This is a genomic window from Pseudarthrobacter sp. 902506025 (assembly GCF_040702325.1).
Classification (GTDB): Bacteria; Actinomycetota; Actinomycetes; order Actinomycetales; family Micrococcaceae; genus Arthrobacter.
In genome coordinates this window covers 208743-227444 of sequence record NZ_JBFBKW010000004.1, presented here as the reverse complement: position 1 = coordinate 227444, position 18702 = coordinate 208743, and the positions used below count along the sequence as shown (strand labels likewise).

At 67.1% G+C, this 18702-nt stretch carries 19 protein-coding genes; 6 read left to right on the top strand and 13 right to left on the bottom strand.

What is annotated here, in order from left to right; all coding sequences use genetic code 11:
• Positions 1–67: 67 nt before the first annotated feature.
• Together AB0280_RS10935 and AB0280_RS10930 are read right to left on the bottom strand one after the other, a co-directional pair.
• Complete coding sequence (locus AB0280_RS10935; protein ID WP_307491164.1) at positions 68–487, bottom strand: VOC family protein; 420 nt, start codon at positions 485–487, stop codon at positions 68–70.
• Entirely contained in the window at positions 484–933 is a 450-nt protein-coding gene (locus AB0280_RS10930) for a helix-turn-helix transcriptional regulator (protein ID WP_224024088.1), read from the bottom strand. The genes AB0280_RS10935 and AB0280_RS10930 overlap by 4 nt, the downstream gene beginning before the upstream one ends.
• Positions 934–1189: 256 nt before the next feature.
• Between AB0280_RS10930 and AB0280_RS10925 the strand changes: the two genes are divergently transcribed.
• Positions 1190–1579, top strand: a complete 390-nt coding sequence (locus tag AB0280_RS10925; protein ID WP_307491167.1) for a CBU_0592 family membrane protein — start codon at positions 1190–1192, stop codon at positions 1577–1579.
• A 133-nt stretch (positions 1580–1712) separates the two neighbouring features.
• Entirely contained in the window at positions 1713–2735 is a 1023-nt protein-coding gene (locus tag AB0280_RS10920; protein WP_307491355.1) for a sugar phosphate isomerase/epimerase family protein, read from the top strand.
• A gap of 21 nt (positions 2736–2756) precedes the next feature.
• On the opposite strand, the gene AB0280_RS10915 is transcribed toward AB0280_RS10920, so the two are convergent.
• The 6 genes from AB0280_RS10915 to AB0280_RS10890 all read right to left on the bottom strand — a co-directional run bounded on the left by AB0280_RS10915 (position 2757) and on the right by AB0280_RS10890 (position 8678).
• The gene (locus tag AB0280_RS10915) at positions 2757–3392 is read right to left on the bottom strand and encodes a PAS and ANTAR domain-containing protein (protein WP_224024094.1); all 636 of its coding nucleotides are present in this window, start codon (positions 3390–3392) and stop codon (positions 2757–2759) included.
• Between the two features lie 144 nt (positions 3393–3536).
• On the bottom strand, positions 3537–4481 hold the full coding sequence (locus tag AB0280_RS10910; RefSeq protein ID WP_307491171.1) for an NAD(P)-dependent oxidoreductase: 945 nt from the start codon (positions 4479–4481) through the stop codon (positions 3537–3539).
• Complete coding sequence (locus AB0280_RS10905) at positions 4478–5827, bottom strand: MFS transporter (RefSeq protein WP_159634747.1); 1350 nt, start codon at positions 5825–5827, stop codon at positions 4478–4480. The genes AB0280_RS10910 and AB0280_RS10905 overlap by 4 nt, the downstream gene beginning before the upstream one ends.
• A gap of 158 nt (positions 5828–5985) precedes the next feature.
• The gene (locus AB0280_RS10900; protein WP_366367251.1) at positions 5986–6783 is read right to left on the bottom strand and encodes an IclR family transcriptional regulator; all 798 of its coding nucleotides are present in this window, start codon (positions 6781–6783) and stop codon (positions 5986–5988) included.
• Between the two features lie 91 nt (positions 6784–6874).
• The gene (locus AB0280_RS10895) at positions 6875–7612 is read right to left on the bottom strand and encodes a fumarylacetoacetate hydrolase family protein (RefSeq protein ID WP_159634741.1); all 738 of its coding nucleotides are present in this window, start codon (positions 7610–7612) and stop codon (positions 6875–6877) included.
• Between the two features lie 13 nt (positions 7613–7625).
• The gene (locus AB0280_RS10890; protein ID WP_159634738.1) at positions 7626–8678 is read right to left on the bottom strand and encodes a D-2-hydroxyacid dehydrogenase; all 1053 of its coding nucleotides are present in this window, start codon (positions 8676–8678) and stop codon (positions 7626–7628) included.
• Positions 8679–8875: 197 nt separating this feature from the next.
• Between AB0280_RS10890 and AB0280_RS10885 the strand changes: the two genes are divergently transcribed.
• Positions 8876–9781 carry an MBL fold metallo-hydrolase gene (locus AB0280_RS10885; protein ID WP_366367249.1) on the top strand — a complete coding sequence of 302 codons (906 nt, stop codon included), beginning with the start codon at positions 8876–8878 and terminating at the stop codon, positions 9779–9781.
• Positions 9782–9790: 9 nt separating this feature from the next.
• On the opposite strand, the gene AB0280_RS10880 is transcribed toward AB0280_RS10885, so the two are convergent.
• The 3 genes from AB0280_RS10880 to AB0280_RS10870 are packed head-to-tail and all read right to left on the bottom strand — an operon-like array spanning position 9791 to position 12908.
• Complete coding sequence (locus AB0280_RS10880; protein WP_366367247.1) at positions 9791–10768, bottom strand: hypothetical protein; 978 nt, start codon at positions 10766–10768, stop codon at positions 9791–9793.
• 9 nt (positions 10769–10777) lie between these two features.
• On the bottom strand, positions 10778–11884 hold the full coding sequence (locus AB0280_RS10875) for a GTP pyrophosphokinase (protein ID WP_307491183.1): 1107 nt from the start codon (positions 11882–11884) through the stop codon (positions 10778–10780).
• Positions 11885–11918: 34 nt separating this feature from the next.
• Positions 11919–12908, bottom strand: coding sequence for a LacI family DNA-binding transcriptional regulator (locus AB0280_RS10870; protein WP_425328599.1), 990 nt, complete (start codon positions 12906–12908; stop codon positions 11919–11921).
• A gap of 269 nt (positions 12909–13177) precedes the next feature.
• Between AB0280_RS10870 and AB0280_RS10865 the strand changes: the two genes are divergently transcribed.
• Genes AB0280_RS10865 through AB0280_RS10855 form a run of 3 tightly spaced genes read left to right on the top strand, consistent with a single transcriptional unit; the run spans position 13178 to position 16620 of the window.
• On the top strand, positions 13178–14230 hold the full coding sequence (locus AB0280_RS10865) for a nucleoside hydrolase (RefSeq protein WP_366367245.1): 1053 nt from the start codon (positions 13178–13180) through the stop codon (positions 14228–14230).
• Complete coding sequence (locus tag AB0280_RS10860) at positions 14231–15661, top strand: MFS transporter (RefSeq protein WP_366367243.1); 1431 nt, start codon at positions 14231–14233, stop codon at positions 15659–15661.
• Positions 15658–16620 carry a ribokinase gene (locus AB0280_RS10855; protein ID WP_366367241.1) on the top strand — a complete coding sequence of 321 codons (963 nt, stop codon included), beginning with the start codon at positions 15658–15660 and terminating at the stop codon, positions 16618–16620. The genes AB0280_RS10860 and AB0280_RS10855 overlap by 4 nt, the downstream gene beginning before the upstream one ends.
• Before the next feature lie 92 nt (positions 16621–16712).
• Here AB0280_RS10855 and AB0280_RS10850 read toward each other — a convergent pair whose 3' ends face one another.
• Together AB0280_RS10850 and AB0280_RS10845 are read right to left on the bottom strand one after the other, a co-directional pair.
• Positions 16713–17459, bottom strand: a complete 747-nt coding sequence (locus tag AB0280_RS10850) for an SDR family NAD(P)-dependent oxidoreductase (RefSeq protein ID WP_366367239.1) — start codon at positions 17457–17459, stop codon at positions 16713–16715.
• A gap of 34 nt (positions 17460–17493) precedes the next feature.
• A complete protein-coding gene (locus AB0280_RS10845; RefSeq protein ID WP_275181391.1) occupies positions 17494–18693 on the bottom strand; it encodes an ROK family transcriptional regulator in 1200 nt (399 codons plus the stop codon).
• Positions 18694–18702 lie beyond the last annotated feature (9 nt).

Sequence of the window (18702 nt, the reverse complement as noted above, 5' to 3'; positions counted from 1 at the left end):
GCCGAAGCGGAGCTGCGCTGGCAGCCCCGTTCCGGCGTCGTCCGTATATACGTGTCTGTTTATATGCCTAGGGCTGCTGGTTGATGCGGACCGTGTTGCCGGCGGGGTCGCGGAAGGCGCAGTCACGGATGCCGTACGGCTGGTCGATGGGTTCCTGCACGACGTCGGCCCCGGTCGCCTCCACCTTGGCGAACGCGGCGTCCACGTCGGGGGAGGAGAGGACGATGGTGGCGTAGGTTCCCTTGGCCATCATCTCGGTGATGGTGCGGCGCTCACTTTCGGTGATGCCAGGGTCCACGGCCGGCGGGTGCAGGACGATGGAAACGTCCTTCTGGCCGGCGGGGCCTACGGTGATCCACCGCATGGCGCCGCGGCCTACGTCGTTGCGGATTTCGAAGCCCAGGGCGTCGCGGTAGAACGCCAGGGAGGCGTCCGGATCGGTGGCGGGAAGGAAGGTGGAAGAAATGTTGATGTCCATGGCAGTCATGCTAGTGACGGCTCACGGGCCGGCGCTTCTCGATTCCTGACCGGTCTGGTGACCTGTTTCGCCACGCAGGCCGGGATTCCCGCCGTCGACTCCGCTGCCTCCTGCTTGTAGACGCTCGGCGGCATGCCCACCAGTTCGCTGAAGCGGGTGCTGAAGGTGCCCAGCGAGGAACAGCCGACGGCGAAGCACACCTCGGTGACGCTGAGGTCGCCCTTGCGGAGCAGCGCCATGGCCCGTTCGATCCTGCGGGTCATGAGGTAGCTGTACGGGGATTCGCCGTAGGCAAGCTTGAAGCGGCGGCTGAAATGGCCGGCCGACATATGGACATCCCTGGCAAGGGATTCGACGTCCAGCGGCTGGGCATATTCGCGGTCCATCCGGTCTTTGACGCGCCTCAGCTGGGTGAGTTCACGGAGGTAGGGATCGGGTGCGGGACTGCTGGTCACAGCTTCGATCGTGCTACGCCGCGCGGGCCTTGTCCAGACGTGGGGAGTATCACGTATCGGCCGTAATTGTGGCGTCCGCGCGCGGGATATGATTATGCCGCCGGCCAGCGTAAGAGGTCCTCGCCCGAACAGGGCTCGAGTCAACGCAGAGCTGGATGATGCAGGTTCCACGGAACGGCATCCGGCGAAACCCAACCTTAAACCACCTCTTGAGCCCTGCCCTGATACTGCGCAGGCATCACCTTGGAAGGACGCCATGGAACTGCTGTGGGAATTTGCCGGCTGGGCAGGCGCTGTTGCGATTCTCAGTGCATACCTGTCTGTTTCCATGGGGTGGCTGAAGGCCGGCAAGGGCTTCCAGACCGCCAACCTCTTTGGCTCCGTTGCCTTCATCATCAATGGAACCCTGCACGGCGCCTGGCCGTCAGTGGTCACCAATGTTGCCTGGTTCCTGATCTCTGCGGTGGCGCTGGTCCGCATGCGGTCGGAGGAAGCTGCCGCCGAGCCGGCCGAGGTTGCGCATGTCCAGTACCCCGGCGTCCCGGACTCCACCGGCCAGCTGGCCGTCGTTGAGGCCTTCACCGATGCCCTGCCCGTGGTCGGTTCCGCACCCGTCCTGGCGGACGGGCCCCGGCTGGCCGTCTAGGCCAACGACGGCGGTCCGCGCCGCAGGCGCTTTAAGGTTCCCGCCCAAAAGACCTATTGACAGGACAAATTGTCTCTCATACCTTGTTAGAGCGCTCCATTATCAGGAGTGGCCTTTCAAAGGAGAGAACCCCCTGAGGCTTGGTGTCTACAACGCGATCCTGCATGACCGTCCACTGCCCGAGGCGCTGACGGTCATCGCCAACCTGGGCCTGACGGGAATCGAGATCAATACCGGCGGCTTCCTTCCCCCGGTGCACGTTCCCACCTTTGACCAGATCCTGGAAAGTGACGCGGCGCGTGATGACTACCTGGCGCTATTTGAAGGGACCGGCGTTTCCATTGCGGGGCTGAACTGCAACGGCAACCCGTTGCACCCCAATCCGGAGATCGGGGAGAAGCATGCCGGGGACATCCGCCGCTCCATCAGGCTGGCGCACCGACTGGGCCAGACCCGCGTGGTCACCATGTCCGGCCTGCCCGGCGGCGAGCCCGGGGCGACCGTTCCCAACTGGATTGTCAACGCCTGGAACTCGGCCGCACTGGACGTCCTGGACTACCAGTGGGAGATTGCGGCGGAGTTCTGGAAAGAGATCGACCAGCTGGCGCGCGAGCTTGAGGTCAAGGTGGCCCTTGAACTGCACCCGCAGAACCTGGTGTTCAACACCGCCGATGTCCGGAAGCTGATCGATCTCACGGGGGCCACCCACGTGGGCGTTGAGCTGGATGCCAGCCACCTCTTCTGGCAGCAGATGGACCCGGTGGCAGTGGTCCGCGAACTGGGCCCCCTGGTATTCCAGGCTGCCGCCAAGGACGTCCGCATCAACAAGGAAAATGCCGCACTGTACGGGGTCCTGGACAACAGCTTCCGCCGGCTGTCCCCGGACGAGAACCGTACCAACCTGGGCGGTGACGAATGGGCCAACGAATGGCCACGGCACTCCGCCTGGGACTTCGTGGCCCTGGGCCGCGGCCATGACACCGCCTACTGGACGGAGTTCCTGCGCGCCCTGCACGAAGTGGACCCGGAGATGCTGGTCAACATCGAGCACGAGGACGTTTCACTCGGCCGGATCGAGGGCCTTCAGGTAGCTGCGAAAGTCCTGCGTGACGCGGACGCGGCACTGCGGGAGTCGCTGGCCTCCACTTCGGCGTAGAAGGCCTGTTCTTCCCTGCGGTTACAACAGGGGATGGCTTTGCGCGTCCGGCTCGCCGGCGCGGACGGTGGCACGGTCCACGATGTCCTGGGCAACAGCGTAGACCTTGCGGTTTGTGTCCTGGCTCAGCTGGCTGATGAGCTCGTAGGCCTGGTCGGCGGTGACACCCGTGCGGCCCATCAGGACGCCCTTGGCCTGTTCAATGACCGCCCGGTTGAGCGCCGACGCCGCCACCGCCTCGGTGGCGAGCTGGTGCCGGTCCGTGTGGATTGACGTCGTGAGGTCCACCACCACGCCCCAGACGCCGATCGGGGTGTCTCCGTCCATGATGTAGTCGGCGGAGTAGAGCAGCTTGTGCTGGTGGTCCTTGCGGTCCCGGATGGACAGGTACATGGATGACGGTCCGCCCTGGGTGGACACATGGTCCCAGTAGGCCTGCACCCTTGGCCGGTCTTCGGGCTCGACGTGGGGAAGCACCATCTCCATGGTCGGGACCACCTCGCCCCGTTCGTACCCGTAGATGCGGTACAGCCCGTCCGACCAGCGGAAGACGCCGTCCGCGAAGTAGTACTCAACGAATCCGGTGGGGCAGTTGAGGAAATCAGTGTGCTGGACGTTACCCTGCGCGGAATCTGGGTGCCTGCTGCTTGGTTTCAATAAAGGGCCGTTCGACGTGCTGTAGCCCGGCTCCCCTGCGCCCAGGCCTGAAAACACCAGAATATAGCAGAGCTCCCGCGGTCTGGACCGCAGGCCTGGGCGGGTCAGGCAGCGCCGTTCAGCAGGGCCAGGCGAACAGCGGACTCAGTGCGGAGACTCCTCCGGGGAGGCGGTGCCCAGGGTGGCGATCGCCTGCCGCACCACGGCCAGGTCCAGATCGCCAAGGCCCTGCGCCACCAGTTCCGCGTACAGGTCGACGCCGGCGGAAGCCATGGGTGTGGCGGTGCGGGCAGTTGCGGCGCTTTCCAGCACGAAGGACAGGTCCTTGTGCATGAACTTCGCCGGCCCTGTCGGCGTGTAATCCTTTGCCGCGAGCCGGGGGCCCACCACCTCCAGCACCCTGCTGGCGGCGAGGCCGCCGGACAGGACCTCAAAGAGGGCTTCCACATCCAGCCCGGAGCGTTCCGCAAGCTCGGCAGCCTCGGCGAGTGCCGCCGTCGTGGTTCCCACGATCAGTTGGTTGCACGCCTTGGCCAGCGAGCCGGCACCCAGGTCACCCAGCCGGCGGACGGAGGTCCCCATTGCCTCCAAAGCCGGGAGGGCCCGGCTGAAGTCTTCCGGTGAACCGCCGGCCATGATGGCGAGGGTTCCCCGCTGCGCGCCGACCGTGCCGCCGCTGACCGGGGCATCAAGCACCGAGGCGCTTCCGCCGCTGGCATCCGCAACGGCGAGCCCGAAGGCCCGCACCGCAACCGGCGACACGCTGCTCATCACCACAACGAGTGTTCCCGGTGCGGGCGGCGCCGCCCGCCACGCCTCCAGGAGCCCCGCCGCAGCCTCTTCAATGAAGGGGAGATCGGGGAGCATGAAGATGATGACGGGCTCGTCCCGAAGGTCCGCAACGTGGCTGGCGGCGTTCCCGCCCAGCGCCTCGAGGTCGCGGACGGCGCCGGGGGAGCGGTTCCAGCCCGTGACGTTCCACCCTGCCGTGAGCAGGTTGGCGGCCATCGGCGCTCCCATCAGCCCCAGCCCGACGAACCCCGCACTTTTGGGCGCAGGGTCCGTCGGGGCGGCGTTGCCGATGGTCACTTGGCGTCCTCCACGAGCACCAGGTCGCGGCCGTTGGTTTCCGGGGTGAAGAAGGTGGTGGCGAACGAGATAGCCGCCAGGACCAGGGAGTAGAGCGCGGGTACCAGCCAGGAGTGGTTGGTGGCCGCCAGCAGCGCGACGCCGATCATCGGGGCGAAGCCGCCGGCGAGCACGGCCGAAAGTTCACGGCTCAGGGCCACGCCGGTGAAGCGGTGCTGCGAGCCGAAGAGTTCCGGGAGCAGGGCGCACTGCGGGCCAAGCATGGACTGCACGCCCAGGGCGATGCCCACCACCATGACCACCCAGACCAGGGCCACGTTGCCGAGCGTCACCAGGTAGAACGCCGGCAGGGCGATGACGGCCTGGAAGAGCGCGCCGTAGCGGTACACGGGAACCCGGCCAAAGCGGTCGGACAGGGCGCCGAAGGCAACAACCAGCACCGCTGCGAAGCCCGCGGCGATCAGCAGGCCGGTGGGGCCGATGAACTTGTCGCCGGGGAAGACGCCGGCCGGCATGCTGATGAAGGACACCAGCAGCGCGGAGTAGATGGACGAGTTGCCGTTCTCGCCCATGCGGAGGCCAATGCCCACCAGTACGTTCTTCTTGGAGTGCTTCCAGATCTGGCCCACCGGGTTCTTGACCACGGCCTTGTGCTTCTCCAGTTCCTGGAAGACCGGGGTCTCCTTGAGCCGGAGGCGGATGAAGACGGCAATCGCGATCAGGATGATGCTGGCCAGGAACGGAACGCGCCAGAGCCAGCCCTGCAGGACCTGCTTGTCCGCCAGGGCCATCAGGGCAAAGGTGCCGGCGCCCAGGAGGGTGCCCAGCTGGATGCCCACGAACGGCAGCGAAGCGAAGAAACCACGACGGCGGCGCGGGGCCACCTCGGAGATGAGGGTGGTGGCACCTGCCTGCTCGGCGCCGGCGCCCAGGCCCTGGAGGATGCGCAGCGTCACCAGGAGCACCGCCCCCAGCATTCCCGCCTGGTCGAAGGTGGGCAGGAGGCCGATGGCGCAGCTGGAGAGGCCCATCAGGCCGATGGTCAGGATGAGCACCATCTTGCGGCCGAAGCGGTCGCCGATGTGGCCGAAGACCACGCCGCCGAAGGGCCGTGCCGCGAATCCGACGCCGTACGTGGCGAAGGAGGCGATAACGGCTCCGCTCTCGCCCAGCGGGGCGAAGAACAGTGGTCCGAAGATCAGGGCCGAGGCCAGGCCGTAGATGTAGAAGTCGTAGTACTCCAGGGCGGACCCTACGGAGCTGGCAAGTGTTGCCCTTCGCAGCTGGTCCGGATCGACGACGGCGCCGTCCGTGGTGGCCTGCGGTGAGTTAGTACGAGTTGTCACGAAAACTCCCTCTAATGCACTCCAGGCCCCCGTTGGCCTGGTGGGATAGCGGCAACACCTGTTGTGTCGATCACTATGCTGAACACAATACAGCAAGCTGAACAACTGGCAACAGTTTTTGGTTTTGAGTTACGGAAAGCCGCTGGGCCGGCCCGGGCCTAGCCCATCGGGTTGCCCAAGGAGTGGGCCAGTTCCTGCAGTTCCTTGACCATTTGGGAGCCCTGCTCCGGCGTGTAAGTGGCCTTGAGGGCTGTCACGGACAGGCCCAGGCTGGGACCGTGGGCGCCGCGGGTGGGGACAGAGACGGCGAGGCACACCACGCCGGTGGTGGATTCCTCGTCCTCGAAGGCAAAGCCCTGCTCGCGGATCTCCTTCAGCTGCGCCTTCAGTTCCGCGCTGGTGCGCAGGGATTTGGGGGTGAGCACCGGCAGTTCGGCGTCATCCGGGAACATTTCCTCCAGGTCATGGTCACGCAGCCGCGCGATCAGGGCCTTGCCCACGGCGCACAGGGACACCGGCATCTTGTCGCCGATGTTGGACGTGAGCCGCACGGCGGGGTGGCCCTCATACCGGGCCAGGTAAATGACGTTGGTGCCATCCAGCATGGCGATCCGCACCGTTTCGCGGGACAGGACGGAGGCCTGCTCGCAGTAGCGGTAGAACTCCTGTACCTCGTCCATCCGGCCGAGATACGCGGCGCCCAGTTCCACCAGCTTGCGGCCCAGCGTGAACTCCGAGCCCTGCCGGCTGATCAGGCGGGCCTCCTCCAGCGCCAGCAGGAGGTTGGAGGTGGAGGACTTGGGGATTCCGACCTCGCGCGAGAGGTCACTCAGGGTGAGGCGGCCGGTGGCCGAGGCGGCAAGGGCATCCAGGACGGCTGCTGCCCGGGTGACGGCCGGCGCCGGCGAGGTGGCTCCCGCTTTGTCGGATGAAGCGGGGATGTGGGAATCGGCCATGATTCTCCTTAGGTCGCCAGGGCAGACTGCGGTTCCGTTCAGTCAACTGAACGCAATCCATCATAAGGGCCGCGTCGGCACCCTCCTCCCGTCAGGCCACGAGGCTGCTCAGGGTGCCGATGCCCTCCACGACGATGTCCACCCGGTCCCCGGGCTCGACGGGCACCACTGTGGCGGGTGCACCGGTCATCACCACATCCCCGGGTTCCAGGGTGAGCCAGGAAGTGACGTACACAAGGCAGTCCACCACTGTGGAGGGGAGGTTGAAGGTCCCGGAGGCGGCCTTCGCTGCTCCGTTAACGTAAACGTCGATGGACACCTTTTCGGGATCCGGGAGTTGGGTTTCTATCCACGGGCCCAGGGGCGTGTAGTTGACGCCTGACTTGCCTTGGAAATTCCGCTCGTCCACCGCGTTCTGGTCCACGTTGGTGACGTCGTTGACGCACGTGTAGCCCAGGACGTGCTCCAGGGCGTTCTCCACGGTCAGGCTGGCGGCTGTCCTGCCGATCACGACGGCGAGTTCACCCTCGGCATTGACCGTGCCTTTGCCGCGGACCGCGGTGATGGTGTCGCCGGGTCCGGCGACGGTGTGGACGGACTTGTGCCACGCCTGGATGGGCAGTGGGTGGTCGTTCAGGGTCCTGTTGTGGCCAATGCCCAGGACGACGGCGGGCGTCACCGGGGCGAGGAATGTTGCCTCGCTGTGGGTGGTGGCGCCGCCGGTGTAACGGAGGGTTTCCTCAAAGGGGTCGATGATGTGATGCCAGGTGCCGTCGCTTTCAACGGCGTGCTGCGGGCCTGCTGCTGTTTGGATTCTGGCGATGCGCACTTCTCTGCCCGTCCTAGTAGAAGTGGACCGTGTCCACGAGGTGGGGGAGGTCCCCGCCGTCGAGGAACGTCCGGAGGTTGCTGCAGAACCGTTCGGTGATGAGGCGGTTCTCGGCGGCGCTGAGGGCTGAGGTGTGCGGCGAGACCATGACCTTGGGATGGTTCCACAGGGGGCTGTCCTGCGGCAGTGGTTCCACGGCGAAGACGTCAAGGCAGGCGTAGCCCACCTGGCCGTTGTCCAGGGCCTCCAGCAGCGCCTCCTCGTCCACCACGGTTCCGCGGCCCACGTTGACGAAGGTGGTCCCGGGCTTCATGGCGGCGAACAGGTCCCGGTTGAACAGCTTTTCCGTGTAGGCGGTGCCGGGCAGGGTGTTGACGACGGCGTCTGCCGTGGCCAGGAGGGCGGGAAGCCCGGCGTTGTCCACCACCTGGTCGATTCCGTCGATGGGCTCCACGGTCCGCTTGGTGCCGCTGACCTTCATCCCCAGTGCCCGTGCGATCCGGGCGGTTTCCAGTCCGATTTCGCCGAGGCCGCTGATGACCAGGTTGGATCCATTGACCAGCCGGGTGGGGACCCGGAGGCTGGGCCAGGCCTTTGCAGCCTGGTCCTGGGCAAGTTCGGCGCTGCGCTTGAAGCCGTTGAGGATTCCCATCGCTGCGAACTCCGCGAGGGGCAGGGCGTGGACTCCGGCGGAGGTGGTGATCTTGAACTTCTGCAGGACGTCCTGGCTCAGGCCCGATGCCTTGACCGCTCCGCCCGCCCCGGCCGCCATCGCGTGGACCCACTCCAGCCGTGGGTTTTCCCGGGCGATGCGCGCCAGGCCGTCAGGACTCTCGTTGGGAAAGCCGTACAGCACGTCGGCACTGTTGAGCATTGCCCAGTAGCGCTCTTCCTGTTCAGCCGTCCGTTTGAAGGCCGGATCCCCTGCGTGGTCGGCCGGGAAGCGCTCCGGGGGCAGGAGGCCGGGCTCGTAAAGGACAGTGACGGTGGGGTCAACGGCGCGGATCTGGTCCACAAGCTCTGCTTCGAGCGGGACAGCGATGGCCACGGTCTTGGTGGAAGTCATGCGTACAGCATACTGGGTGATGTTCGACATATTGAACAACGGGCGATACATGGTTCTTTTACTGCGATTAGTTTTTCAACGAATGACATTAGCCTGCTCCCCCCGACGCTTCCTGGCTGATTCTTGGAAGTCATCGGGTTTGCCTGCAGTCAGGTGGGTCCGCGACGTCACTGTCACAACGTCTTAGGGAGCACGTTTTGGATTCAAAGGACCATGAAGACAGGCTTGTCATGCTGGGGGTCAACGGCGGACCTGTCATCGCGCCCGGCGAGGCCCAGCCCGCCCTCGCGCTTGTAGTCAACAACGCTGTCTACCTGGTGGATTGTGGGCTGGACAGTGCACGGCAGTTGGTCCACTCGGGGCTCGGCTTCGGCCCGGTTCGGAGCGTCTTTATTACCCACCATCACTTCGATCACACTTCGGGGCTGCCGGGGCTGCTGCTCCACGGGTGGACGGCCCGCCCGCCGCTGTCGTTCCTTGACCTGTGGGGACCGCCCGGGACCAAAGCCAAGGCAAGGAACCTCCTGGCCGGCTTCGAGGACGACATCTCCCTGTACCAGGCGGGTGGCGGTTTTGGCCCGTTTCCGGCGGTCGAAGGCCACGACGTCGAACTGCCTGCTGATGGCGCCATCACTCCCGTCATGGAGGATGAGAACGTGGTGGTGGCCGCAACCAGGGTGTTCCACGGTCCGGAAGTGGCGGACTCCTATGCGTACCGGTTCACCATTAAACGCACGGGCAAGGTGGTGGTCTTTTCCGGCGACACTGCCGCCCATGATGCAAACCTGATTGCCCTCGCCAAGGACTGCGACGTTCTGGTCCACGAGACACAGGACAACTCCGCGGTTGAGAGAATCGCTGCCGGTCTTCCCGGGCCGCAGGCCGCCGAATTGACCAAGCACTTGTTCGAAGCGCATTCCAGCGTCCTTGAACTGCCGGCCATATCCGCAGCTGCAGGGGCGGGGAAGCTCGTCCTGAGCCATTACACCCCCACCGTTCAGCCTCCGGACGTGTGGCTGGCCATGGTGCTGCCTGCGGCCGAAAAAGCGGGATACACCGGAGAAATTGTCGCTCCCGCGGCTTTGGACGTAATTCCCCTGTGACCTGCTGGTTTACCGGAACCCGGAGGTGTTTGACCCGGACAGGTTGAGTACGTCCTTCAGCATCGCCAGTGCCGCCCCCTTCGGGCTGGAGCGGCCGCCCTGGACGGTGATGTCCCCGGCGTCCGGGCACCTGAAGACCATGGCCTTTTCCGGTCCAGCAATGGCGAAAAGCGGGTCCCCCGGCGCCACGGCTTCCAAGCGGACCGTGACCATCATGGGTCGCTCCAGGGAGGCGGACGCCACGGCGCGTAAACGCAAGCCTTGCCCGGAGGCCTCCTGCGCCCTGGCGGCGGTGGAGGAGTCGATGGGCTCCGTGTCCACCGCAATGGTGGACACGTCCCAGTTCCAGAGAAGCCCGGCGATAAGCCGCACCTTTGTGGCCGCATCCTTCCCGGACAGGTCCGCGGAAGGGTCTGCCTCCGCGATGCCGCGGCGCTGCGCCTCCAGGACCGCGGGCTCCAGCCCGGCACCGCGGGACAGCTCATCGAGAATGAACGTGGATGTGCCGTTGGGGCAGGCCCGGACAGCGTTGCAGCCCATGCCCCGAAGCGCGACGCGGGCCATGTCCGCCGTGGGAAGCGCGGCGCCGGTGGCCCCCGAGATACGGATGTGGCTGCCGCCATCGACGGCGGCACGCTCAAGGTCCCGCCAGTGGCTCAGCACGTGGCTCTTGGTTGCTGTCACCACATCCACCCCACTCCGGAGGGCAGCAACCGCTTCCTCCAGGGCACGGGCGTGAGCGTCCGGTGCGGATGGCAGGGCCTGGACCAGGACAGTGGCGGCGGTCCGGGACAGCGTTTCCTCAATGGGCCCGATTTGGTCCCATGACGAACGGGCGGGCACAGCGGAACCCGGCGCAAGGAAGACTTCGGTCCTGTGACCGCGGATGGCAGCAAGCTGCAACAGGGGACCATGCTCCAGGACAGCATCGACGAAGGCGCGGCCCACGGCACCGAAGCCGGACAGAACCAGCCGCACAGGTTCCATCAACGGCACCTACTTCTTCGTCATCCTGTACCGCTCAATTTGCCGCAGCCGCCGCAGGAGGCTGTCGCGCCGCGGGTGCGGGACGGCGTCGGGATCTTCCGCGGTGAGGTCGATGTGCTTGGTGCCGTACTGCCAGAGGAGGAGGTCATCCAGGAGCCGGTCCGGGCCGGGGGAGTAGCGGTGGTCCAGGGCCTTGCGGACTTCCGTGATCTGGTTGGCGCTGAGCAGTCCGGCCAGTTGCATGGTCTGGTTGAGCCCATGCGCGGCGAGGAGCTCGGCAGCCCAGCCCCAGTCATCGTCCACCTTGCGGTCCACGTGCGGGAGCAGGGTCCGCCAGACGTCCCGGATCCGGTTGGGCGTCAGCGGGGCCGCGCCCTCGCCGTCCATGTCCCAGTAGCCGCGGACTTCCTCGTAGCTTTCGTGAAGGTCCGAGAAGGCCGTTTCCACGGTTTCCAGCATGGCGGCGGTGGCGGTGAACTGCCGGTCGAAGTGCGGCGTCCAGGCACGGGGGTCCTCGGCCTTGAACCGGATATCGTGCTCAATCTCGCTCCACGCGTGCGCGAAAATGGTGCGGATCTGGCACTCGAAAAAGTAGCTGCCGTTGGGCTGCAGGTCCGGGTTGAAGACCTGCTGGTACTCCTTGACGGCTTCGTTCTGGATGGTGCGCAGGATCAGGTGCCGGCTGGAATACCCGTAGGTGCCGGACTCGATGGAACCAATGTCCTTTTCCCGGTCGCCGCGGCAGTCGAAAAGCTGCCGCTGGCGCTTGATGATGTTGGCGACCTCGGCGTTCTCCGCCGGCAGCTTGGTGATCACCCGGATGCCCACCATGTCATTGAGCGTGCGGAACGGGTCCGGAAACTTCAGGAGCCTCCGCCCGCCCGGCTCCAGCGGCTCCTCGGTGCGCGAGATCTTTTCCTTGAAGGATTCCACGGTCTTGGTGCGGCCGGTAACGAACAGCGGGGTGACCTCACTGTCCTTCAGCATGTCCCGCAAAACCAGCAGGACATCACGGGTAACCAGCTTCAGGGCAGGCCGGACGCGCTCATAGATTTCCACGTTGTGCTGCACCGACTCACGCAGCGGTGCGTCCAGACTTTCCCAGTTACTCGGCATGGTCCCAGCTTACGGCCGGGGTCCGACAGGAGGCCTACGTTGCGGCGGCCGACGTGGAGCCGCGCACCACCAGCGAGGTCTCCAGGGTGACGCCGCCGGACCCCAGCGACTTCCCCTCCATGAGCCCGCGCAGCTGCTCCCCGGCCTTCTGGCCCAGGGCCGTGGCAGGCAGGTGCACACTGGTCAGGCCCGGATTGCTGGTGGCCGAATAGGGCAGGTCATCGAACCCGGCCACGGCCAGCTCCCCGGGAATCCGGATCCCTGCGACGCGCGCTTCCTGCAGCACCCCGTACGCGTGGGTATCGGTGGCGCAGGCGACGGCGGTTACTCCCGCGCGCTGCCAGTCCGGCCACGCTTCGGCGAACGCGCCCGCCGCCGCACCGACGTCGATGGTGGTGCTGATAATGCGCTCCGGGCTCACGGTGATGCCGCGCGAGGCGGCCTCCTCCAGGAACGCCGCGCGCCGGACCGCGAACGTCTCGGTGCCGGTCACGCTGTCCACGTAGGCAGCTTCCCTGTGCCCGGCGCCGGCCAGGTGCGCCGCCAGCTGGCGCGCCCCGCTGGCCACATCCAGGTTCACGGAGGGCGCGTAGGACTCCAGCCCCGGCGCATCAAGCAGGACAAGGGGCGACGGCGACGCGAGGTCATCGAGGAACCCGGCGTTGGGTGCGTCCACCAGCAGCCCTGCCGGCCGCAGGGACATCAGGCGCCGGACGTCGTCGGCCTCCGGAAATTCGCCGGCCTCCGTGACGGACAGCAGCAGCTGGTACTGCGGGCCCAGCGACTCCCGCACCCCGGCGATCACCTTGGCGAAGAACGGGTTGGAGATGTCCGGCGCCACCAGGATCACAATCGAGCTGACGCCCTTGGCCAGGGAGCTGCCGATCCCGTCCACCACGTACCCCAACTCCGCAATGGCCTCCCGCACCCGGGAAATGTTGTCCTCGGCCACGCGCCCGGCGGTCTTGCCATTGGCCACCAGCGACACCGTGGCCACCGAAACGCCGGCCCGCGCAGCGACCATCGCCGCCGTCACCCGCCGCGGCCGTGGCCGTTGCTGCTGCACCTGTTCCCCGGAATCCATACTTTGATCGTAGTAGTCCCCGCCGCGCACGGATTGCGAGCCCTGCAGGCCTCCACGGCCAGGCGGGCCGGCTTCCTTGTCCCATATGGCATCAAGCGTTTGACGTGCGCCAATGCTCCCCATCACGTTAAGCGCTTGACGTAGACCACAAAACCCTGCCATGATCACTCGCGGAATACTCAAGACCCCTGCCCGCAAGGCAGGCCCCAATGACGTGGAGCACCATCGTGGAACCTAATCCCCAAGCGAGCCAGCACCGGACGGGTTCAACAGAACCCCGGAAGATCATCCTGGACTGCGACCCCGGCCACGATGACGCCGTGGCCCTGCTGCTGGCACACGGCAACCCCAACATCGAACTGCTGGCCGTCACCACCGTCGTGGGCAACCAGACCCTCGAAAAAGTCACCCGCAACGCCCTGGCCGTCGGCACCATCGCCGGCATTACCGGCGTCCCCTTCGCCGCCGGCTGCCCCCGCCCGCTGGTCCGCAGCATCGAAACCGCACCGGACATCCACGGCGAGTCCGGCATGGACGGGCCCGCGCTCCCTGAGTCCACCATCGAGCTCGACCCGCGCCACGCCGTCGACCTCATCATCGACACCGTCATGGCGCACGAGCCCGGCAGCGTCACCCTGGTCCCCACCGCCGGCCTGACCAACATCGCCCTGGCCGCCCGCAAGGAACCGCGCATCGTGGAACGCGTCAAGGAAGTGGTCCTCATGGGCGGCGGCTACCACGTGGGCAACTGGAGCGCGGTGGCCGAGTTCAACATCATCATCGATCCCGAGGCCGCGCACATCGTCTTCAACGAAAAGTGGCCCGTGGTGATGGTGGGCCTGGACCTCACCCACCAGGCGCTGGCCACTCCGGACGTCGTGGAGAAGATCGCCGCCATCGGCACCGGGCCTGCGAAGTTCGTCACCGAGCTGATGGACTTCTTCGCCCACACCTACAAGGACGCCCAGGGCTTCGACTACCCGCCGGTCCACGATCCCTGCGCCGTCGCGTACGTGATCGACCCCAGCATCGTCAGCACCCGCAAGGTCCCCGTGAACATTGAACTCCAGGGCACGCTGACCCTGGGCATGACCGTGGCGGACTTCCGCGCCCCGGCCCCCGCCGACTGCCATACCAGCGTGGCCGTGGACCTGGACCACGCACGGTTCTGGGACCTCGTCACCGACGCGCTGGTCCGCATCGGCGAGCCCGGCACCGTACGCCCGGAAAGTGCCCAGCTCACCTCCGGAGGTGTCAAGTAGATGGCCACCGCAACCATGACTGAAACCAAGACCGGCCGCGGCAACATCGCCGCCCTCATGACCGCCCTGCTGGCCGCCTGCGTGGCGTTCCAGCTCAACGCCTCCATGCTCAGCCCCGCCCTGGTGACCATGGGCCAGGAACTCAAGGCGGACCAGGCCCTGATCGGGCTTTCCCAGACCTGGTTCTTCACTGCCGCCGCCCTGTTCTCCCTGTTCCTGCCGCGCCTGAGCGACATCATCGGCCGCAAGAAGGTACTGGTCGGCATGATGCTGCTCATGGCCGTGGGCTCCGTCATCGCCGCACTGGCCCCGGACATCACCTGGCTGTTCGTGGGCCGCATCATCCAGGGCGTCAGCGGCCCCACCGTCCCGCTCTGCCTGATCATGCTGCGCTCCGCCGTCAGTAACCCCCGCAAGTACGGCACCCTCATGGGCCTCATCACCGCAGTCAACGGCGGGGTGGCCGGCGTGGACTCCTTCGTGGGCGGTTACTTCGCCGAGCACTTCGGCTTCCGCAGCATCTTCTGGCTGATGGTGGTCCTGGCCCTCGCGGCCACCGCCCTCATCATGTTCCTCGCCACCGAGAGCAAGCCCGGCGCCGGCACCCGGATGGACTGGCGCGGCGTGTTCTTCATCGTGGTGGCCGTCGGCGCACTGCTGACCGCCCTGAACGAAGGCTCCAAGCTGGTGGCTGGCTTCTCCTCCGGCACGATGCTGCTGAGCCTGGCGCTGGTCCTGGTATCCGCCGTCGCGTTCTTCGCGTTCTGGCGCACCGAACAGCGCGCCGCCCAGCCCATGGTGGAAACGGTGCACCTGCGCCAGCGCGCCACCTGGGCCCCGCTGCTCACCACCACCCTGACCATGACCGGCATCTTCGCCGTCATCAACGGCATCGTGCCCGCCTACGTCCAGGCCGCCAGCCCGGGCTTCGGGGTGGGCCCCACCGAAATGTCGTTGATCATCCTCACCCCCTACGCCCTGCTGGGCTGGCTGGTGGGCCCGCTCAGCGGACGCCTCGCCCCTGTCCTCGGGTACACCAAGGTGCTGCGGATCGGGCTGCTGGGCAGCATCGCCGCGCTCGCCGTCATCGCGTTCCTGGGCCTGCACAGCCTGCCCATGATGATTGCCGGCACGGTCTTGCTGGGCATCATGTACGCCGGTACGGTCAACATCATGCTCAACGGACTCGGCGTCGTCCTCTCGCCCGCCGGCAACCCCGGCTTCCTCCCCGGCATGAACGCCGGCGCCTTCAACCTGGGCGCGGGCCTGAGCTTCCTCATCCTGCCTGCCGTCCTGGTGGCGACGTCCGCACTCGGCGACGCGACGGCGTCGTACCTGACCGTCGTGGTGGTCGGCCTGGCGCTGACCGTGGCAGCGTTCGCGGCGTCGCTGCTGATCCCCAAGCCGGTTGAGGCCGAGGTGGCCGCATGAGTGCTGCCGCTGCCGCTTCAGGCCGGATCGTCGTCGTCGGCTCCCTGAACGCCGACCTCACCATCTACTGCGAGCGGCTTCCGCAGCCCGGTGAGACGGTCCAGGGCAACGGTTTCGCCGTGAATCCCGGTGGCAAGAGCGCCAACCAGGCCGTGGCCGCGGCCCGGCTGGGCGGGCACGTCAGCCTGGTCGGCGCCGTGGGGGAGGACGCCAACGGCAACATGCTTGAGGCCTCGGTGGCTGGCGCAGGCGTGGACGTCAGCCACGTGCGCACCTCCAGCGAGCCCACCGGCGTCGCCGTAATCGCCGTGGACGCCCGAGGCGAGAACAACATCATCATCTCGGCCGGCGCCAACGGCACCCTGTCCCCGGCGGACGTGGCCGGAGCCGCGGACGTCCTGGAGGGCGCCGCCGTGGTGAGCCTCTGCCTGGAAGTCAGCATGGAGACGGTGCTGGCCGCCGCGCAGGCAGGGCACGACGCCGGCGCAACAGTGTTGCTGAACCTGTCGCCGTATGCGGAGATCCCGGCTGCTTTGGCCGGGTTGGCAGACGTCCTGCTGGTCAACGCGCACGAGGCCGCGCTGTTCCTGGCTTCTGACATTCCAGGGGCCGTCGCTGTTGGCTCGGACTGGGACGCGGTGCGCGAACGGTTCGCAGGCCACGGGATCCAGCAGGTGCTGGTGACACTGGGTTCGCAGGGGTCCGTGGTGCTGGACTCGCTCGCTGCACCCGGCGCCCGGGTGACCCGTGTCCAGCCCACCACGGTGGGCGCCGTGGACACCACCGGGGCCGGGGACGCTTTCACCGGTGCCGTTGCGGTCCGGCTGGCGGCGGGCGATGCGCTCGCGGAAGCCGCCGCATTCGCCTCCGTTGCCGCGGCGTTGGCCACCACCCGCAAGGGGACGCAGGCGGCGTATCCGGAAGCGGCCGACGTCGAACGCCGCCTCAGTACCGCCTAGACCCGCCTTCACCCCCCATCGATTGCTCCCCACCGGCATAAAACCCCCGTCGATTGCTCCGTACTTGTCGTTTTCGCGCCCCAAAACGGCGTTTACGGAGCAATCGATTCCGGCAGGGTGAGGCCGGTGTGCTCCGCGAGCCGGGCCAGCAGCGCGTCCTGGAACCGCGGATCAGTGGCAGCCGGGTGCGGGGCCTGCAGGCGCTGGTGGTACCAGTAGCCGCCGCTGGCCAGGGCGGCCGGATCATCACTGGTGGCCAGCCATTCCTGGGTGCGGTGGCCCAGTTCCAGGCTGTCCGGGGCAGACCGCCCGCCCATCCGGGTGGGCACCCAGCCGGGATCCACCGCGTTGCTGGCGACGCCCGGCACCAGCCTGGCCACGGCTGCCGACAGCGCAGTGACGTGCAGCTTGGTGGTGGAGTAGGAGGCCGTCGTCGTGCGTTCTAACCAGTCCAGGCCGTCCAGGCCGGTGTCGCCGCCCCGGTGCATGCCGCTGCTCAGGTAGATGAGCCGACGGGGGCCGGGAATGAGGGCGGTGAGCACGTACGGGGCCACCACGTTCACCGGAACCAGCGCCGCGCCGCTCAGGACGCCGGCATTGTGGATGACGGCGTCGATGCCGCCGATTCCGTTGGCGTCCTCAGCGATCTTCCGGACGTCCGCCAGGATGGCCAGGTCCCCGACAACACTCTGCGCCCCGCGGTCCAGCAGGTGCTGGACTGCGGGGATCCGCCTCAGGGACCGCGCGTGCACGATCACCTCGTGGCCGTCCCGCAACAGCGTGTCCGCCGCCGCGAGGCCAAGTCCGTCGGTGGATCCGGTGATGAAGATGCGTGCCATGTCCGGCCTTCTTTCGCTCGTCGTCGCCCTGCCGCTACCGCCTGGTGCTGCCGGATGCCACGCGGACCGCCTCTTCGGAGAAGACCTGGTCTACGGCGCCCGGAGCAAAGATCTTCCGCATGACCAGGGTAGCGAGCCCCGAACAGGCAGCCTGGTCCTCCGGATGCCCTGTTTCCACCACCAGGCCCTCGCCGATGCGGTCCACCACATCGGCGAGAACGCGCTCTCCCACCTGCGCTGCGAAAAAGTCCAGGGAACCCAGGTCGCCGCCCAGGACCAGCCGGTCCGGGTTGAGCGTTGTGACGGTGGCGGCCAGGGCGCTGCCCAGCACCTCCGCTGCCGACTCAACGGCGCCGAGCACGGCCGGGTCGCCGGCCCCGGCGGCGGCGCGGATGTCAGCCATATTCCTGAAGCCCCGGCCGCTGAGCTTTTCGCTGAGTGCCCTGCCGGAACTGTAGGCGGCGAGGCAGCCGCGGCGGCCGCACCGGCAGAGCGGGCCGTCCGGGGTCATGCGGATGTGCCCGATGTCCCCCGCCGCGCCGTGGGCGCCCCGCAGGATGGAGCCTTCCACCACAATGCCGCAGCCAATGCCGGTGCCCACTTTCACGTAGACCACGGTTTCGGCATCGCTCCTGCGCTCACCCAGGCCGGCCGCCCTGGCATCATTTTCGACGACGAGGGGCAGGTCCCAGGATGCGGTGACCGCTTGCACCACGGAGTCGTCTGCCCAGCCGGGGAGGGTGGTGGGGTGCCGGACGTGCCCGGTGTCAGCCTCCACGGGGGCCGGAAGGCTGACACCGATGCCGAGCAGGGTCTCGTTCTTTCCCTGGGCCAGCAGCTCCTGCCCTTCCCGGATCAACGGACCCAGCACGGACTCGGCGGGAGCGCTGACATCGAGGGTCTTCGTGAAGGAGCGCAGCTGCCGGCCGGTGGTGTCGGCGATGCTTACCGTTCCGTGGGTCTGGCCCAAGGTGATGGCCAGGACCACCCTGCCCCGGTCTTCGAACCGGATCTTCCGCGACGGGCGGCCCCCGGTGGACCCCAGCGGTTCGGCTTCGTAAATGTAGCCCCGCCGCGTCAGGGTATCCAGCCGTTCATACAGGGTGGCACGCGACATCCCGGTGGTGGAAAGGAGCTGCTGCCGCGACAGCCCATCCGCGGCGCGGATCAGCTCCAGCAGGTGTCCGTGCGACGTCGCCCCAACCAGTCCCGCAGGCACTCTTTCAACCGTCACTCCGGCCCC

Excerpts from the sequence above, each read along its gene's own strand:
- AB0280_RS10935 (WP_307491164.1), bottom strand. The coding sequence starts at position 487 with ATGACTGCCATGGACATCAACATTTCTTCCACCTTCCTTCCCGCCACC.
- AB0280_RS10925 (WP_307491167.1), top strand. The coding sequence starts at position 1,190 with ATGGAACTGCTGTGGGAATTTGCCGGCTGGGCAGGCGCTGTTGCGATT.
- AB0280_RS10900 (WP_366367251.1), bottom strand. The coding sequence starts at position 6,783 with ATGGCCGATTCCCACATCCCCGCTTCATCCGACAAAGCGGGAGCCACC.
- AB0280_RS10890 (WP_159634738.1), bottom strand. The coding sequence starts at position 8,678 with ATGACTTCCACCAAGACCGTGGCCATCGCTGTCCCGCTCGAAGCAGAG.
- AB0280_RS10880 (WP_366367247.1), bottom strand. The coding sequence starts at position 10,768 with ATGGAACCTGTGCGGCTGGTTCTGTCCGGCTTCGGTGCCGTGGGCCGC.
- AB0280_RS10875 (WP_307491183.1), bottom strand. The coding sequence starts at position 11,884 with ATGCCGAGTAACTGGGAAAGTCTGGACGCACCGCTGCGTGAGTCGGTG.
- AB0280_RS10870 (WP_425328599.1), bottom strand. The coding sequence starts at position 12,908 with ATGGTCGCTGCGCGGGCCGGCGTTTCGGTGGCCACGGTGTCGCTGGTG.
- AB0280_RS10865 (WP_366367245.1), top strand. The coding sequence starts at position 13,178 with ATGACGTGGAGCACCATCGTGGAACCTAATCCCCAAGCGAGCCAGCAC.
- AB0280_RS10860 (WP_366367243.1), top strand. The coding sequence starts at position 14,231 with ATGGCCACCGCAACCATGACTGAAACCAAGACCGGCCGCGGCAACATC.
- AB0280_RS10855 (WP_366367241.1), top strand. The coding sequence starts at position 15,658 with ATGAGTGCTGCCGCTGCCGCTTCAGGCCGGATCGTCGTCGTCGGCTCC.
- AB0280_RS10850 (WP_366367239.1), bottom strand. The coding sequence starts at position 17,459 with ATGGCACGCATCTTCATCACCGGATCCACCGACGGACTTGGCCTCGCG.